The sequence below is a fragment of the Saccharopolyspora sp. ASAGF58 genome, assembly GCF_012277335.1.
Lineage (GTDB): Bacteria > Actinomycetota > Actinomycetes > Mycobacteriales > Pseudonocardiaceae > Saccharopolyspora > Saccharopolyspora hattusasensis.
Genome location: NZ_CP040605.1, coordinates 3884034 through 3901142, shown reverse-complemented (window position 1 = coordinate 3901142; position 17109 = coordinate 3884034). Strand labels below are relative to the sequence as shown.

15 protein-coding genes and 1 pseudogene are annotated in these 17109 nt (G+C 67.7%); 7 read left to right on the top strand and 9 right to left on the bottom strand.

The window, feature by feature from the left end:
- Positions 1–7: 7 nt before the first annotated feature.
- From trpD to FDZ84_RS18590, 7 genes and pseudogenes are all read right to left on the bottom strand, one after another.
- The gene (gene trpD, locus FDZ84_RS37835; protein ID WP_210435610.1) at positions 8–1663 is read right to left on the bottom strand and encodes an anthranilate phosphoribosyltransferase; all 1656 of its coding nucleotides are present in this window, start codon (positions 1661–1663) and stop codon (positions 8–10) included.
- On the bottom strand, positions 1660–2343 hold the full coding sequence (locus tag FDZ84_RS18615; protein ID WP_168586957.1) for a YggS family pyridoxal phosphate-dependent enzyme: 684 nt from the start codon (positions 2341–2343) through the stop codon (positions 1660–1662). Before FDZ84_RS18615 ends, trpD begins: the two co-directional genes overlap by 4 nt.
- Before the next feature lie 74 nt (positions 2344–2417).
- The gene (locus tag FDZ84_RS18610) at positions 2418–3845 is read right to left on the bottom strand and encodes a diaminopimelate decarboxylase (protein ID WP_168586956.1); all 1428 of its coding nucleotides are present in this window, start codon (positions 3843–3845) and stop codon (positions 2418–2420) included.
- A gap of 201 nt (positions 3846–4046) precedes the next feature.
- A pseudogene (locus FDZ84_RS18605) lies at positions 4047–4208 on the bottom strand (sensor histidine kinase KdpD); the annotation flags it as partial.
- A 136-nt stretch (positions 4209–4344) separates the two neighbouring features.
- Positions 4345–5154, bottom strand: coding sequence for an Fpg/Nei family DNA glycosylase (locus tag FDZ84_RS18600; RefSeq protein ID WP_168586955.1), 810 nt, complete (start codon positions 5152–5154; stop codon positions 4345–4347).
- 18 nt (positions 5155–5172) lie between these two features.
- Positions 5173–5502, bottom strand: coding sequence for a hypothetical protein (locus FDZ84_RS18595; protein ID WP_168586954.1), 330 nt, complete (start codon positions 5500–5502; stop codon positions 5173–5175).
- 3 nt (positions 5503–5505) lie between these two features.
- A complete protein-coding gene (locus FDZ84_RS18590) occupies positions 5506–5976 on the bottom strand; it encodes a ribose-5-phosphate isomerase (RefSeq protein WP_168586953.1) in 471 nt (156 codons plus the stop codon).
- 56 nt (positions 5977–6032) lie between these two features.
- Here FDZ84_RS18590 and FDZ84_RS18585 point away from each other — a divergent pair, with 56 nt between their 5' ends.
- The 6 genes from FDZ84_RS18585 (at position 6033) to FDZ84_RS18560 (ending at position 12963) form a co-directional block, all read left to right on the top strand.
- A complete protein-coding gene (locus tag FDZ84_RS18585; protein WP_168586952.1) occupies positions 6033–6722 on the top strand; it encodes a 2-phosphosulfolactate phosphatase in 690 nt (229 codons plus the stop codon).
- Positions 6723–6949: 227 nt separating this feature from the next.
- Positions 6950–7534, top strand: a complete 585-nt coding sequence (locus tag FDZ84_RS18580) for a YbaB/EbfC family nucleoid-associated protein (RefSeq protein ID WP_210435609.1) — start codon at positions 6950–6952, stop codon at positions 7532–7534.
- 18 nt (positions 7535–7552) lie between these two features.
- Positions 7553–7858 (top strand): ESX-1 secretion-associated protein, encoded by a 306-nt coding sequence (locus FDZ84_RS18575; protein ID WP_168586951.1) that lies wholly within the window; start codon positions 7553–7555, stop codon positions 7856–7858.
- Positions 7855–11970: a hypothetical protein gene (locus FDZ84_RS18570; protein ID WP_168586950.1), complete on the top strand. Its 4116-nt coding sequence runs from the start codon at positions 7855–7857 to the stop codon at positions 11968–11970. Before FDZ84_RS18575 ends, FDZ84_RS18570 begins: the two co-directional genes overlap by 4 nt.
- Positions 11970–12458, top strand: a complete 489-nt coding sequence (locus FDZ84_RS18565; RefSeq protein WP_168586949.1) for a hypothetical protein — start codon at positions 11970–11972, stop codon at positions 12456–12458. Before FDZ84_RS18570 ends, FDZ84_RS18565 begins: the two co-directional genes overlap by 1 nt.
- Positions 12459–12522: 64 nt before the next feature.
- Positions 12523–12963 (top strand): hypothetical protein, encoded by a 441-nt coding sequence (locus tag FDZ84_RS18560; RefSeq protein WP_168586948.1) that lies wholly within the window; start codon positions 12523–12525, stop codon positions 12961–12963.
- A gap of 237 nt (positions 12964–13200) precedes the next feature.
- Here the strand turns inward: FDZ84_RS18560 and FDZ84_RS18555 are convergent, their stop codons facing one another.
- Together FDZ84_RS18555 and FDZ84_RS18550 are read right to left on the bottom strand one after the other, a co-directional pair.
- Positions 13201–13458 (bottom strand): endonuclease V, encoded by a 258-nt coding sequence (locus tag FDZ84_RS18555; protein WP_371812902.1) that lies wholly within the window; start codon positions 13456–13458, stop codon positions 13201–13203.
- A gap of 120 nt (positions 13459–13578) precedes the next feature.
- Positions 13579–14193, bottom strand: a complete 615-nt coding sequence (locus tag FDZ84_RS18550) for a DsbA family protein (protein WP_168586947.1) — start codon at positions 14191–14193, stop codon at positions 13579–13581.
- 264 nt (positions 14194–14457) lie between these two features.
- Here FDZ84_RS18550 and pepN point away from each other — a divergent pair, with 264 nt between their 5' ends.
- A complete protein-coding gene (gene pepN, locus FDZ84_RS18545; protein WP_168586946.1) occupies positions 14458–17031 on the top strand; it encodes an aminopeptidase N in 2574 nt (857 codons plus the stop codon).
- The last annotated feature ends 78 nt before the right edge of the window (positions 17032–17109 follow it).

The following is a 17109-nucleotide window of genomic DNA, read 5'->3' as shown; positions in this document are numbered from 1 at the left end:
GTCCTAATCAGGCGTTGTTGGACACGTGAATGAGTCGTTCGAGGCGGGCGAGTGCTTCTCCGGAATCCAACGATTTCGCCGCGATTTCCATGCCTTCGACCAGGTTTTGCGCCCGGTCACTGATGACCAGCGCGGCGGCGGCGTTGAAGGCCGCGATATCGCGGTAGGGTCCAGTGGCTCCTTCCAGTACGGCACGCAACGCTTCGGCGTTGGCCGCGGGGTCGCCGCCCTTCAGCTGGTTGGCGCGTACCGTAGGCAGCCCGGCGTCGCCGGGGCTGAGTTCGTAGACGCGGACCCGGCCGGCTCGGAGCTCCGCGACGGTCGTCGGCCCGGACGTGGTGATCTCATCGAGTCCATCACTGCCGTGGACCACCAACGCTCGCTCCGAGCCGAGTTCGCCGAGCACGGTTGCCAAGGGCTCGACCCATTCCCGGGAGTAGACACCGACCAGGTGCCTGCGCACGCCCGCCGGATTCAGCAGCGGACCGAGCAGATTGAAGATCGTCCGGGTGCCGAGTTCGACACGGGTGGCGGCTACGTGCCTGAGCGCAGGGTGATGATTCGGGGCGAACATGAACCCGATGCCGGCCTCGGCGATACAACGACCGATCGCCGCCGCCCCCAGGTCGATCCGGACGCCGAGTGCCGTGAGCACGTCGGATGCGCCGCTTCGCGACGAAAGCGCCCGGTTGCCGTGCTTGGCCACCGGAGGGCCCGCTCCAGCCACGATGAACGCCGCGCAGGTCGACACGTTGTAAGAGCCCGATTCGTCGCCGCCGGTTCCCACCACGTCGACGGCCGAGGCGGGCGCGTCGACGCGGAGCATCTTGCGGCGCAACGTACTTGCCGCTGCGGTCAGCTCGGCGACGGTTTCCCCGCGCATCCGCAGCGCCATCAGAAAGGCGCCCATCTGCGATTGGGTGGCCGTACCCGAGGTCAGGTGGTCGAACGCCTCGGACGCCGCATCGAAATCCAGGTCCGAACCGGTCGCCACCCGGCCGACGTATTCCCTGAAATCAGCCATTCCGGTCTCCAGCCGGGTCATTCGAGCTTTCGGTGGGGAAACGCTGGTCCCAGTCGAGTTCAGTCGTCGGTGTCGCGGGGCGGGATGTACTCCGGGTGCCAGCCGCGCCGCCACTCCTCGCCCATGGTTGATGTCGAAACCGGCCCGCTTCGCGTTGACCGCAGCCGCGCGATGCCAGCGGCGGAACGCGCGGATGTCCGCGGAGTCCATTTCCCTCGCTGTGACGGGGAAAATCCCTCTGGTGGCCGTGACACTGGGGGCGATCGGGGTCGCGCGGGACTCCAAGTTGGGCACGTGATGGCCGTTGTGCACCAGCTCGACCGCCGCGAGCGCGCCATGCCGGTGGATCTCGTCCGTCGCCCTGGCCAGGTAGGGCACGTCGCGGGCGTCCCAAATCCGCAGCTCCCGCAGATGGTTTCCGGAGTAGTGCACGTCGCACTGCTCGGTGCTGACCACTCCCCAGCCGCCCTCGGCCTTCACCCCGCGCATGGCGGCCATTGCGCTGCGGAAGGAGCGACCCATGCCGTTGCAGTGCGGGACCTGGTAGAAGCGGTTCTTCGCGGTGACCGGGCTGATGCGTACCGGCTCGAACAGCACGTCGTAGCGGGCAGGCCGGGTGACGGGAAGCCGCGCTGTCATGCCGGTCTTATCGGCGGGCGGGCGCCGAAGATCGCGCTTCCCACCCGCACGTGCGTCGCGCCGTATTCGACGGCGAGCTCATAATCGCCGCTCATGCCCATCGACATCGAAGACAGCCCGCTGCGTTCGGCGAGGCCGGCCAGCAGCTCGAAGTGCGGCGCCGGCGGCCGGTCATGCGGCGGGATGCACATCAGACCCGTCACATTGAGCCCGAAGTCCTGCCGGCATGACTTGACGAAGGCGTCGGCGTCCTCCGGAGCGACACCGGCCTTCTGCGCCTCCATACCGGTGTTGACCTGGACGAACAGCTCCGGCCACCGGCTTTTCAGTTCGCATTGGCGGGCGAGCGCGGCGCACAGGCTGACGCGGTCGACGGAATGGATGACGTCGAACAGCTCCACGGCCTGGCCCGCCTTGTTGCTCTGCAGCGGGCCGATCAGGTGCAACTCGACGTCCGGGTGCGCGGCGCGCAGCTCAGGCCACTTGCCGTTGGCCTCCTGCACCCGATTCTCACCGAAGACTCGGTGGCCGGCCATGATGGCCTCGGTAAGGACCTCGGCCGGGACGGTCTTGGACGCCGCGACCAGTTCGACGGAGCCGGGATCGCGGCCGGACCGGGCGCAGGCGTTCGCGATGGCCTCGGTGACCCGCGCCAGGCCATCCGACGGGTGGCGGGACATGCGTGTCCCCTTTCTTGGACGTACCCCGGCCTGCCCACACGTCGTCGGCGGGGCCGGACCGTTGACCAGTGGGCTCAGCTGAGCTTCTTACGGCCGAAAAGCAGGTTCCGCCACTTATCGAGGTCGTCGCCGCGGGAAGTGATCAGGTGGGCGGCGCCGTCGACGTCGACCAGCACTTCGGCCGGCGGCGGGACGTTGAGGAACTCCATGTGCTGAGTTGCGCAGTAGGCGCCAACGTCGAAGATCGCCACGTAGCTGCGCGCATCCACACCTGCGGGAACGGGGTATTCGCCGGGCAGTATGTAGTCGTTGCGGAGAATGGTCCGGCCGCGGAGCGCGGCACTGGTCGAGCTCTCGCCGGTCAGCTCGGCCATGTCGGCGTCGAAGAACACGATGTTGTGCCGGCGGTCGCGCAGCTGCGCCGAAGGCATGAGCATCCGGGAACCGTCGGTAGGTACCAGGCTCGATACGGGGTTGCTGATCACTTCGCGCTTCACACCGAGCAGCAGCACCGCGGTGTCGGCCAGCACGTCACGGGCCGGTTCGAACAGGAAACGCACGTGCGGCGGTATATCCTTTCGCCGCGCGGTCTCCGCAAGCGCCTGGAAATATTCGTGCCAGTCGAAATGTTTCGCCGATTCGTCCCATTCTTCGTACGCGAAACCGTGACCACCGGCGAAATTTACCGACCGCGCGGACGGAAAGTGGTCGTTGAAGATCCGGAACATCGTCTCGATGATGCCGATCATCTCGTCGCGCGAGTTCCCGCTACCGCAGTAGACCTCGAAGCATTCCAGCTCGCGATCGTATTCCCGCAGCAACCGCGTCAGCCGTTCGAGCTCGCCGATTTTGACGCCGGGCTTGCCGGAGTCGAGGCTGTCGACGCGGACACTGATCGTAGGCGCCTTGCTGCGCAATGCGTACTCGACCTCGCCGACACTGGAAAGAAACGTCGGGTGGCCGGTGCGGGACCAGAAGGTGATCTCCTCGTCGGCGACGTGGCCCGGCGAGACGATGAAGCGGTCGAAGCCGAACTGACGCAGGATCTCGTATTCGCCGGGCAGCTGAAGCAGCAGCCCGACGCCCAGTTCCTGCAGCGGGCGCAGCACGTGGGGATTGGAGTTGGGGAAGAATGGCACGTAGAGCTCGACGCGTTCGCCGAGGCCCGCGGCTTGCGCCGCCGAGCGCACGCGGCCGAGGTTGCGCCGCAGCTGTGCCTCGCTGTAAATGAACACCGGCGTGCCGACCTGGTCGGCAATCATCTTCAGATCTACGTTTTTCAACCAAGAATTAAAACTTCGCCCTTTTGGTGACGTCGGCTTTCTGCTTGGATCGGCGGATGCGAGCATGCCCTCACTCAACTTATCCGAACAGTAATTACGCAAAGCGAACCCGAACCGGGGTCCAGGGCCGGCGCGGCGATGTCGTGCCAAGAATCGGCAACATTCGTTGCCGGAAGTTCGACTCTCGAGTCGAACTCGCACTTGACTGGAAACCCCCATTTAACAGAACGTTCGACTGTATGAGTCGACACTATCCAGTCCGCGCTCCGTTGCTCAAGTGCAGGAAGGCGGAGATCACCTGATCGGAGTCGCCGGAAACGGCTCCTTACACAGGATGGCCGGTCCTACCCCGCGCGGCGGCACCACAACAATCCGCCACATGCCACCGCGTTGCTAATTTTGTCAACTCGCTGCGGTGCAGGTGAGGTTGCCGACGCGGAAGTAATTGCTCAGCGCCGCGTCGATCTTCTCGGGCGGGTAGACGTTGCCGTGGACCATGCGGCGGCGCAGGACTTCGGCGGTCATGTCGACGAGTTCGACCTGTTCGGCGCGGCGGACCACCTCGTCGGAGACCATCGATTTCCATTGAAATCGTGCGAGTTATCCACACCCTCCGGCGTGTCGTGACCCGACACGCCGGAGAACCGCAATTTCCATTGAAATCGGACCTTCGATTTCCATTGAAATCGCACACCTCCTGGGGAGGTGGGGACGTTCGTCAGTCTGTTTGGCAGGCGGGGCACCAGTAGAGGTTCCGGGCGGCGAGGGCTGCCGTGGCCACCGGGGTTCCGCAGATCAGGCAAGGCATTCCCGCCCGCCGGTAGACGTAGACCTCTCCGCCGTGCCGGTCTTGGCGCGGCGCCCGACCGGTGACCTCCGGCAGGTGCTCCGGCCGCACCGTGTCGATGCGACCCGCGCGCACCCCGTCGGCCATCAGCTCGACCAGGTCCGCCCAGATCGTCTCCCACTGCGTCCGGTCCAGCGACCGGCCCGGAGTGTAGGGCGGGATGCCGTGCCGGAACAGCACTTCGGCGCGGTAGACGTTGCCGACACCCGCCAGCACCTTCTGGTCCATCAGCAGCGCGGCGATGCTCGTGCGGGACCGCGAGATCCGCTGCCAGGCCTGCTCGGGGTCGGCGTCCCGGCGCAGCGGATCGGGGCCCAGCCGCCCGCGCAGCGCGGCGACCTCCTCGCCGGTCAGCAGCTCGCACGCGGTGGGACCGCGCAGGTCCGTCCAATGTGTACGGCCGATGATGCGCATCCGCACCTGGCCGCGCGGTTCGGCCAGCGGGAGCTCGGATTCCGTGAACGTGCCGTACAACCCCAGGTGCACGTGGACGACCCGATCCGGGCCGTAGAAGTGGAAGAGGTGCTTGCCGTGCGCTTCAGCCCGCTGCAACACCGAGCCGTTCAGCAGCGAAGCGCTGGTGGCGAATCTCCCCTGCGGGCTGCCCACCTGGACCTCCGTGCCGGCGAACAGCTCGCCGTGCAACCCGGCGAGCCGGTGCAGGGTGTGGCCTTCAGGCATGTCAACAGTCCGTCCGCGTCAAGCGAGAATCCACAGCACGACCGACTCCACGAGGTACGCTGCCACGCACCAAAGCGCGATCAGCAGACCGCGCCGAACCGGTCGATCGGGATGCCGGAACACCGTCCCGGCCAGCAGCGAGGCGCACAGCGCGATGACGCCGCCCACGATCAGCCACAGGCCCACCCCGAGCACGCAGTCGGGTTCGGTGCAGGCCGCACCTGGGCCACCGGCGAGGACGGGTGCGAGCGCGCGCTGCCCGAAGAAAAGCACCAGCACGCCAGCAGCGGTGCCCGCTGCCGCCACCAGAGGTGTCAGCAGCGCCGCGGTCCGGCGTGCCGGTGCCATCGATCAGCTGCCGGGCAGGGCCGGGGGCTGGCCGGACTTCTCGTAGTCGGTGAGCAGGTCGATCCGGCGCTGGTGCCGACCACCCTCGAAGTCGGTGGTCAGGAACGCCTCGACGATCTGCTCGGCCTCCTCGACGGTATGCATCCGCGCACCGATGCCGGCCAGCAGCGCGTTGTTGTGCTGCCGGGCGAGCTTCGCGGTTTCAACGCTCCAGGCCAGCGCGGCGCGGGCGCCGGGGACCTTGTTCGCGGCGATCTGCTCGCCGTTGCCGGACCCGCCGAGGACCAGCCCGAGGCTGCCCTCGTCGGCGACGACGCGGCGGGCGGTCTCGACGCAGAACGGCGGGTAGTCGTCCTGGGCGTCGTATTCCGCCGGACCGATGTCGGTCACGTCGTGACCCTTGTCGGTCAGCCACTTGACGAGGTGGTTCTTCAGTTCGTAGCCGGCATGGTCGGAGCCGATGTAGACGCGCACGCGGGCAGTCTGCCAAATGGCCCCCGCCCCCGCTCACCCCGGTTACGCTACCCGCTGTGACCAGCGCGAACCCCGACGTGCACCTCGACTGGGCGCTGCCCGGCCTGCGAGCCCTGGCGGACTGCCCGGTGCTGGTGGTGGTCGACGTGCTGTCGTTCTCGACGGCCGTGGACGTCGCCACGACCACCGGGGCCCGGGTGCTGCCGCTGCGCTGGCAGGACGCCTCGATACCCGCAGGTGCGGTGCTCGCGCAGCCCCGCAGCCTGGACGAGTGGTCCCTGAGCCCGTCGTCGCTGCGCACTCTCAACCCGAACGTGCTGCTGGGATTGCCGTCACCGAATGGCGCGACGCTCTGCGCTGAGGCGTCAGCCACCGGGGCCACCGTGTTCGTGGGCTGTCTGCGCAACGCGGAGGCGGTGGCGCACGCAGCAGCGCAGGAAGGTGGGCCGATCGGCGTCATCGCCGCAGGGGAACGCCGGGACGACCAGCTGCGGCCCGCGATCGAGGATCAGCTCGGTGCGGGCGCGATCATCTCCGCCCTGCCCGGCCGCCGTTCTCCCGAGGCAGAGCTGGCCGCGGCCGCGTTCCGGGCCGTGACCGGCGAGATCGGCTCTCTGCTCGCCGACTGCGAATCGGGTCGGGAGCTCGCGGAGCTGGGGTTCGCGCACGATGTCGCGCTGGCCGCCGAGGTGAACAGCAGCCGACAGGCGCCCGTGCTGCGAGACGGGGTCCTAGAGGCCCGGTGAGGTCACTGGAAGTCGGGCGGGCGGTAAGGCGAACGGCAGCTCTCCGTCGAGCGCCGATGAGCGACACGAACAGGATCAGCCCGGATCACCTGAACCCAGCAATTCCAATTAGTCCGTCCGTCGCAACGAAATGGGCCGTTGAGCCGTTTTGTGCGACTGAGGGGCACCGATTCCAATCGCGGCGCGTCATCCTTTCCCGAACAGGGGTTTCGCCCGGGGGAGGACGTGTGTCCGAGGATTTCGGCAGGGATATCGGCGCGGCCGAGCGGATGGTTCAGCAATGGCAGGAACGTGCTGCCGAGAAGGCCGAGAAGTTCGGTCGGATGCAGCAGGAGATCGAGCAGATCTCGGCCACTGAAACGTCCCGCGACGGCTCGATCCAGGTGACCGTCGGGTCGAACGGCATCCTGCAGAACATCCAGCTCACCGAGAACGCCAACAACCGCCCGATGGCGAAGCTGGGCACCGAGATCATGCGCGCCGTCCAGGCGGCACAGGCGAAGATTCCCGAACTGATGCAGCAGGCGGTGGCCAGCACCGTCGGGCTGGATGACTCCGCCGCGCAGCACGTGCTCGGCGAGGCCCGCAAGAACTTCCCCGAACCCCCGGCAGCCGAGGAAGAGGCGCAGCAACGCGGGTCCGGCGTGCCGGAGATGCAGTTCGGCGTCGAGGACGACTACGAGGAATCGCGGCAGCAGCAGCCCCCGCAGCGACCGGCCGCGCCACCGCCGCCACCACCACCGCGGCCCGTTCGCCGCCGCCCGGACGACTTCGACGACGACGACTTCAGCGACCGCTCTTTCCTGCGCTGATCACCGAGGGAGCAAACGATGGCAGACGAGATGAACGTCGTCACCGAGAACTTGCGCGCCCATTCCTCCAGAGTGGACGGGGTGGTGGATCAGCTGAACACCGCATTGGACGCGTCGCAGCAGGTGACTATGGACAACGAGGCGTACGGCATCCTCTGCCAGCCGTTCGCCATGATGCTGGAGCCCGTTGAGCGCAACGGCGTCGAGGCGCTGCAGAAGGCGATCTCGGCGATGGAGGAAATCGCCGAGAACGTCCGCGGCGCGGCCGAGGACTACCAGTCCATGGACGACGACAACAGCGCGCTGATCAACAAGGTGCAATGATGGCCAAAAACAACCTGGTCGTCACCGAAGACACCCTGCAGAAGGACCCGAACGAGACTCCCGACGGCATCAAGGGCATCGGGATCCTGGAATCCGCCCACGACATCAAGAGCCTGGAAGACGGCTCCAGCTGGGTGGAAGCCGGCTTGGCCTACGGCGGCATGGCGATGGAAGTCGTCAGCATGGCCGTGGACCCGATCGGAACCCTGCTCTCCTACGGCCTGTCGTGGCTGATCGAGCACGTCCAACCCCTCAAGGAGGCGCTGGACTGGTTCGCAGGCGACCCGGACGGGGTCAAGGCGTACGGGCAGACGTGGGGGAAGGTGTCCGAGGCGGTCAAGGCGGCCGTCGAGCAGTACAACAACGCGGTCAAGGCCGATACGGCGGAGTGGACCGGCGCGGCGGGCGACGCGTATCGCAAGCATGCCACGGAGAAGGCCGAGGCCGTTGCGGGCGCCGGCGAACTGGCGGGCACGCTGAGCTCCGTCGTGACGATCATGGGCGAGGTCGTCTCGTTCGTGCGCGAGTTCGTGCGCGATCTGGTGGCCGAGTGCATCGCGGCGATCATCACGTACGCGCTGGAAGCGGTGTGCACCCTCGGGCTGGGCACCCCGGTCATCGTCGCGCAGGTGACCGCGAAGATCGCCAAGGTCACCTCGAAGATCGGCGACGTCGTCAAGAAGCTGATCAAGACGATCAGCAACGTGGCGCCGAAGATCAGCAAGATGGTCGAGGTCCTCGGCAAGGTCATCAAGAAGCTCGGCAGCGCGCCGGACAAGATCGCCGAGGGCGTGTGGAAGAAGTTCGACGACGTCTTCGGCACGAACGTCGTGGGCAAGCACAACGCCAAGGTCGGCGGCCTGGGCGGCGGAACCGACGGCAACGGGTCCGGGGACAACGGCAGCAACGGCTCCGGTAACGACTCTGGTAGCGGGTCGGATTCGGGCTCCGGAAACAACTCCGGCAATGGGTCGGATTCGAGCTCCGGAAACAACTCCGGCAACGGCAACAACTCCGGCAGCGGATCTGATTCCAACACCGGCAGCGGCAACGATTCCGGTTCCGGTTCGGACGGCGGAACGGGCTCGCCCGGCAGTGGCACGGATTCCGGTTCGGGTTCGCCGAACTCCAGCAACGGGCCGAACTCTGGCAACGGGTCGTCGAGCTCCGGCGCCGACAGCGGATCCCCGAGGTCCACTTCGGACAGTGGCAGCGCAGACTCCTCCCCGAGCAGCTCCGGGAACGGCTCCGACTCCCCGAACAGCAGCTCGACGCCCGACAACGGCCCCCGAACCGATGCGCCTTCGGACCCGCCGAGCTCCCCGAACTCCCCGAGCTCGCCCGACACCAACCGTCCCACGACGTTCTCCGGCGACCTGTCCAGCAGCCCGAACGCCAGCGGAGCACCGAGCGGTGGCAGCCCGGACGCCCCGAGCAGTTCGCCCAGCAGTCCAGACGCGAGCACCTCAAGCAGTCCAAGCAGCCCCGGCAACGGCAGTTCGCCAAGCAGCCCGGACACCCCAAGCAGTCCCGGCAACGCCCCGAGCAACGGCGGCGGTCACAGCCCGGACGCCGGCAATTCGCCGAGCAGCCCCAGCTCGCAAAGCCCTGGCGGTTCGCCCGGCGGAAGCCCGGCCGGTGGTGGCGCCCCAGGCGGTGGCCCGTCGCTCGGCGGCGGCCCGTCGGCGCCGAGCAGCGGGCATTCGCCGTCCACATCGCACCCGAACACCCCATCAAGCACCAGTTCGTCCAATGTGGACGCTCCGACGGCGCCATCACCTACCGCCCCGTCTCCCAGCGCACCCCGTGCAGACCAGCCGGGCAGTGCTCCGGCCGGCGGCCCTATGGGTGGCCCGATGGGCAGCCCTGGCGGGCATAGCCCGGGCGGCGCGAGCCCGAGCAGCGGCGGAAGCCGTCCCGGCAGCGGCCCTGGCGGCGGCTGGACCGGCACACCGGGCAGTCCCGGCGCCGCCGGACGCCCGCCGTCGACCCCGGACGGACCACCACGGCCCCGCGGCCCGGAGGGCAGCAGCACGCACCCGAGCGCTGCTCCGCGAGGGAGACCAGACGCGCCATCCCGCCCCAGCGGTCCGGGCGGCCCCCACAGCCCGACGCGACCCCACGGCGGCCCAGATGGCCCGACACGTCCGGGCGGACCCGGCGGTTCGACACGGCCCCAGGGCGAACCAGACACGCCGCGTCCTGGCGGACCCGGCGACATGCCCCGGCCCCGGCATCCCGACGGCAGCGTTCCGAACACACCGGGCCGCAGCCCCGACGGTCCGTCGCGCCCAGGCCCCGACGGCCGAGGCCCGGGCGGCACCCAACCGCGCACCGACACCCCAGGCACCAGCACGGACACGCCAAGCACCCAACGCCCAACGGGCACGAACGGCCCGGGCCAGCGGCCGGACACCAACGGACCAGGGTCGACGAAGTCTCCGGACGCAACGAAGTCCCAGGACACGACCAAGTCGCCCGACACCGACAAGGCGCCGGACACGACGAAGCAGTCGGATGCCAACGACGCACCCGACAAGCCGAAGAACGAGACCGAGTCGCAGTCCAAACCGGATGGCCCGGACAACCCGAAGGACGGCGACAAGCCGAACGACCCGGACGCGGACGCCGACAAGCCGGAGCCGGGCACGCCGGAGTACGACCAGAAGATCGACGACGGCGTCAACAACCTGCACCAGACCGACGCTGGCGCGTCGGGCCACACCGACCCGAACATGCAGGACTTGGCCAACAGGGTCCCCAACGACGGCAAGCACTTCACGGTCGACGCCCATCACGGCCCGGACGGCCTCCAGATCGGCGGCCGGAACTACTCTCCTGACGAGCTCGCTGACGTGCTGCGCCGCTCCGGCTGGGACGGCGAAAGCCCCATCCGCCTGCTCAGCTGCGACTCGGGCGACTTTGCCAGCGACCTGGCCAAGAAGCTCGGCGTGGATGTGACGGCGCCGAACGGCAAAGCCTGGTCCGACGGCAACGGTAACGTCTTCGCAAGCAGCACGGCCCCGGACAGCGGCCCCACCTGGCCCCCGGACGGAGGCTGGGAAACCCACAGCCCCGACGGGTCGAAGTCGCCCGCCAGCGACGACGCCTTCCACCCATCTAAGGACGGCGAAGACCCCGGCGACCGCCCCACCGACGCCGAAGCCCGGGGGAACGACGAGTTCGACGAACCGCCGGAACGCCGCGTCGTAGAAACGATCGTCCATGACGACCTTCCATCACACTACGGTGATGCGGCCCAACAGGACGCGTTCCCCGACCCAATTACCGACTGGAACCGACCGGACGACGCCAGGTTCGAGCGAGGGCCAGGCGAAAACGATCCGGGAAGCCCCGTTCAGATCCCGGATTCGTCGAATCCGAAGCCACTGGACTCACTCGGTCCCAGAACGTCGCTGAGCTCGCTGTCGGAAAAGGGACAGCTCGAGCCTTGGACGCGTTACGAGATCGAAGGGCGAGGCGCCTTCTTCACCGACGACTCCGGCAGGATCAAATGGGCCGAGGTCGATACCACGGCCGACGGTTATGTCCGGCCGAACATCGAGCTTCGTCAACCGGCGGGCAACGCCCAATACCGGGTCGACGACAACTGGACCTTCAATACCAACGAGCATGGACAGACCGAACGCATGTCTGGTACCCCGCATTACAAGGGTGCTTCCGACTCACTGGAGAGCGACCGCTACTACCGCGACGAATACTCGCAGAACAAGGCTGGCGACGAGGGGCGCGCGGTCTACCCGAACCGCCACTGGGCAGGTGGTCATGCTGCGGCCCACGAGGCAGGCGCCCCAGGCGAGTACATCAACATGTTCCCGCAGATGGCGACGTCCAACAGCGGGCACAACATGGAGGGCATGAGCAACGAAGCGTCCTGGCGCAACCTCGAACAACACCTGTCCGATCATGCGCAGCGACCGGGCTGCAGTGTCGATCGAATCGAGGTGGAGGCTGTTCGAGACCCGGACGGCATCCCGACCGAGGTACGGTACCGCTGGATTGAGACCGAGAACGGTGTCTCGAAAGTCATGGAGGCGTGGTTCCCCAACCGGCCGGAATTCAATTACCGCGAATGGGAGGACTACAACTGATGTCGAACGGCCCTTCGCAACCAGCGACTGCTACCGGCGAACTCACCAACGCAATCGCCGACTCACTTATCTCGGATGCACCGTCCGATTGGGCGGAGCTGCGCATGACATTTCGTGGCAGCAGCACCATCTGCCAGGTGGAGCTCAGTGGGTCCAGGGCAGGCGGTGCTCAGCTACTGCTCGCCCCACCCCGGGCCCTGCCCCTCCTATTGCGTAAGCTCCGCGAAGATATGTATCAGCCTGATTTCGGAACCTGGCTTTCCGTGCAGGCGACCGTTCAACGGAACTCCGAGCCGAACTTCCAGTTCAACTACACGGATGATCCGCAGTGGTCACCCCCGGTAGCGCCGACGGTTTTTGCACTGGATCAGCAGGCTTTTCCACGCTCTCCCGAGTATATTCCCAGTTGGCTGAACGAACGCTTGACAGATGCAGCCACGTTTGCGGAGCGGTACCGTTACGGGGCGTCCGATCCAAGTACAGGCTGAAGATCGCCGTTTGCGGCACCGGTAGGCTGATGCACTCGCCGAGTTCAATGTGACAGGAGTATTGATGACACAGCCCGGCGGTTTGGGGCCGGAAGAACAGAAAGAGCTGGTGGACTCGCTGGCCACCTTGGTTCGCGAGACCGCCCCGGAGGCATGGCAGCGAATCTCCATCGAGTACAAGTGCATCGGCCGACACGTAGAGCTTGGGGTTGGGTGCAAGAACGCTGCTGGCGAGCAGATCGCCTGGGAGCTGCCGACCGAAACAGACACGATCTTCTGGCGGCTGCGGGTCGGCATGTACCGGGAAGGGCTCGGTACCTGGTTCTCCGCTTTCTTCCGGATGCGCCAACCAGGCGAGTACGAGATCTTCTACAACCACGACAACGAACCGCCGTGGGGCGCCGAGCCGGGGAGCTTCATCAAGGAGCAGGACCTGTTCCCGCGCGATGATGAACACACACCGGACTGGTTCCGCCGGCGTCTGGCAGAAGCCAGCAGCACCTGATCGCCAGGGCAGCGGAGCACTAGCCCGTCCATACGCACGGGCGGCAAGATCGCCGCGATGATCGCCGCCGCCCCGGCGACCTTCGGCGCGTCCACCGCGGGCATCGGTGCCGCGTAAGTGGATTTCTCCGACGGCGGCCGAATTACCAGGCGGCGTTTTTTGATGATGCTGGGAACAGGATTCGGCAAGAAGTCTCTTGAGCTCGCTGGAAGGGTCGTCGGGTGCCCTCCCGCTCAGTCAGTCCCGGGTTCGGCCCAGGTGGTCCGCCGCCCGGGTCGTCTCCGGGAGGCGGTACTTCGGGGCTAGGCGGAGGGTGAGGTCGCTGGCCCCGTCGAGGGTGTAGCGGTGGCCCACCGAGACGAACACCGGCTTCACCCCGCGCTGCGTGCGCAGCGCCCGGCCGACGACTTCGTCGTCCATCCGCAGCGGCGACCACTCCCCCCGCTTCTCACCTGGCGGCTCGTAGCGGCCCATCGCGGTCTTGCCGACACCGATGCTCGGGATCTCGTGTTACCGAACGACAACGGTCTTTCCCATTTCTGCGGGAACGCCCGCCGATCGCCTCGCCGAGCGCGCTGGGAAGGTGCCGGCCCGACACCTTCCCAGCCGGAAACGTCAGTCGAACTGCGGCGACTCGGTGCGGGTGCGCTTGAGCTCGAAGAAGTACGGGTAGCTGGCCAACGCGAGGGCGCCGTCGAACAGCTTCGCCGCCTCCTCGCCGCGCGGGATGCGGGTGATCACCGGGCCGAAGAACGCCACCCCGTCGACGTGGATGGTCGGCGTGCCCACCTCGTCGCCGACCGGGTCCATGCCCGCGTGGTGGCTGGCCCGCAGCTCCTCGTCGTACTCGGTGCTGCCGGCCGCCTCGGCCAGCGATGCGGGCAGGCCCACCTCGGCCAGCGACTCGCTGATCACCTGCTCGAAGTCCTTGTTGCCTTGGTCGTGCAGGCGGGTGCCCATCGCGGTGTAGAGCGGCGACAGCACGTCGTTGCCGTGGTGCTTGGCAGCGGCGATGGCCACCCGCACCGGACCCCACGCCTTCTCCAGCAGCTCCTGGTATTCGGCGGGCAGGTCGCGGCCCTGGTTGAGCACCGACAAGCTCATCACGCGGAAGTTCAGGTCGATGTCGCGGACCTTCGCGACCTCCAGGATCCAGCGCGAGGAAACCCACGCGAACGGGCACGCCGGGTCGAAGTAGAAGTCGACCTTGGGTCGGGCTGCGGCGCTCATCAAGCCTCCAGTGTTCTCCGGGACGGGCGTGGATCGCCCGGCGCCCCGGTGTTCGAGAAGTCCGGTCGCGGACGCGTTCCGGAACGCGTCGTCATGGGTACCAACCCCGGTAGAACCGAATGTCTTCCCACCCGACCCGACACGCCGACGACGAAGGCGGACCCGCCCGGCAGCACGCCCGCACGCGGACGTGATTTGATGCCTGCGCCAGGTGCGCCAGGCGCCCCTGGCCTGACGAGTCCCCGACGAGTAACGAGGTGATCCGTGGCCCCGCCGAACCTCACCCGCGAACAGGCCGAGCAGCGCGCGGCCCTGCTAGAGGTCCAGTCGTACGTGATCGAACTGGATCTCAGTGCCGGCGCGGGTGGCCCGGACGTGGAGACGTTCGGTTCCACCACCACGGTGCGGTTCCGCAGCAACGAGGCAGGCGCCGACAGCTGGATCGACCTGGTCGCCGACCGGGTGCACAGCGCCGTGCTCAACGGAGTCGAGCTCGACGTCGCCGACTACGACGAGTCCACCGGCATCCGGCTGCCGAATCTGGCCGCCGACAACGAGCTCGTGGTGCGCGCCGACTGCGCCTACACCAACACCGGCGAGGGCCTGCACCGCTTCGTCGACCCGGTCGACGGCGGCGTGTACCTCTACAGCCAGTTCGAGACCGCCGACGCGAAGCGGATGTTCACCTGCTTCGACCAACCCGACCTGAAGGCCACCTACCAGATCACGGTGGACGCCCCGGAGTCGTGGAAGGTCATCTCCAACGCCACCGCCGAGGTCACCGACTCGGCGAACGGCAAGCGGCACGAATTCGCCACCACCAAGCCGATGTCCACCTACCTGGTAGCGCTGGTGGCCGGGCCGTACGCCGAGTGGCGCGACGTCTTCCCCGGCGAGGACGGCCAGGACGAGATCCCGCTGGGCATCTACTGCCGCGCTTCGCTTGCCGAGCACCTCGACGCGGAGCGGCTGTTCACCGAGACCAAGCAGGGTTTCGGCTTCTACCACAAGGCGTTCGGGGTGCCCTACCCGTTCGGCAAGTACGACCAGTGCTTCGTGCCGGAGTTCAACGCGGGAGCGATGGAGAACGCCGGTTGCGTCACGTTCCTGGAGGACTACGTCTTCCGGTCAAAGGTCACCGGCTACCTCTACGAGCGGCGCTGCGAGACGGTGCTGCACGAGATGGCGCACATGTGGTTCGGCGACCTGGTGACCATGCGCTGGTGGGACGACCTGTGGCTCAACGAGTCGTTCGCGACCTGGGCCAGCGTGCTCGCGCAGGTCGGCGCCACCCAGTACGGCCACGCGTGGACGACGTTCGCCAGCGTGGAGAAGTCCTGGGCGTACCGACAGGACCAGCTGCCGTCCACCCACCCGGTGGCCGCCGACATCCAGGACCTGCAGGCCGTCGAAGTCAACTTCGACGGCATCACCTACGCCAAGGGCGCCTCAGTCCTCAAGCAGCTGGTCGCCTACGTGGGCCTGGACAACTTCCTGGCCGGGCTGCGGATCTACTTCAACCGGCACGCCTGGGGCAACGCCACCCTCAACGACCTGCTGCAGGCGCTGGAGGAGGCCTCCGGTCGCGACCTGTCGTGGTGGAGCGCGCAGTGGCTGGAGACCACGGGCCTGAACATGCTGCGGCCGCGGTTCGCCACCGACGACGAGGGCCGGTTCACCTCGTTCGAGGTGGTGCAGAACGGCGCCCGGCCCGGCGCGGGCGAGCTGCGCACGCACCGGCTGGCGATCGGCATCTACGACGACGAGGGCGGCAAGCTGGTGCGCAAGCACCGCGTCGAGCTCGACGTCACCGGCGAGCGCACCGAGGTGCCCGATCTGGTCGGCGTGCATCGGGGCAAGCTCGTGCTGGTCAACGACGACGACCTGACCTATTGTTCGCTGCGCTTCGACCCCGAGTCACTGGCCGCGCTGATCGACCGGATCGGCGACATCGACGAGTCGTTGCCGCGGGCGCTGTGCTGGTCCACCGCGTGGGAGATGACCCGCGAGGCCGAGCTCAAGGCGCGCGACTTCGTGACGCTGGTGCTGGGTGCGTCGGCGGAGGGTGGCATCGGTGCCGAGAGCGAGATCGGCGTGGTGCAGCGGGTGCTGCTGCAGACCCAGACCGCGCTTGCGTCCTATGTGGACCCGTCGTGGCAGGCGGAGGGCTGGCGGCGGTTCACCGGTCGGCTCTTCGAGCTCGCTCGCGCCGCCGAGCCCGGTTCGGACCACCAGCTCGCGTTCGTCAATTCGCTGGCCGGATCGGTGTTCTCCGCCGAGCAGGTCGCCGAGTTGCGCGGCTGGCTGGACGGGTCGGCGCCGCTGGCCGGGCTGACCGTCGACACCGACCTGCGCTGGCAGCTGCTGCAGGCGCTGGTCGCGCACGGCGCGGCCGGCGAGTCCGAGATCGACGCCGAGCTGGAGAAGGACCAGACCGCAACCGGTCGGCGGCGCGCGGAGCGGGCGCGGGCGCTGATCCCGACTCCGGAGTCCAAGGAGAAGGCCTGGCAGCGGGCGGTGCACGACGACCAGCTGCCGAACGCGGTCAGCGACTCGATCATCGCGGGCTTCCAGCACCCGGTCCAGCGCGAACTGCTCACGCCGTACGTGCGCCGCTACTTCGAGGAGATCGACGAGGTCTGGCAGCGCCGTTCCAGCGAGCGGGCACAGCCGACCGTGATCGGGCTGTTCCCGTCGTGGGCGGTCACCGACGACACGGTGGCGGAATCGGACGCGTGGCTGGCCGACGAGCACCCGTCGGCGCTGCGCCGCTTGGTGTCGGAGGGGCGCGCGGGCATCGTGCGCGCCCTCGCGGCCCGGGAGTTCGACCGCTCCTGACGCCCGTGCGGGCGAGAGGTGGAGGGCAGTTTCGAGCAACTCAACTTGCTCGAAACTGTCCTCCACCGCGTTTCCCGG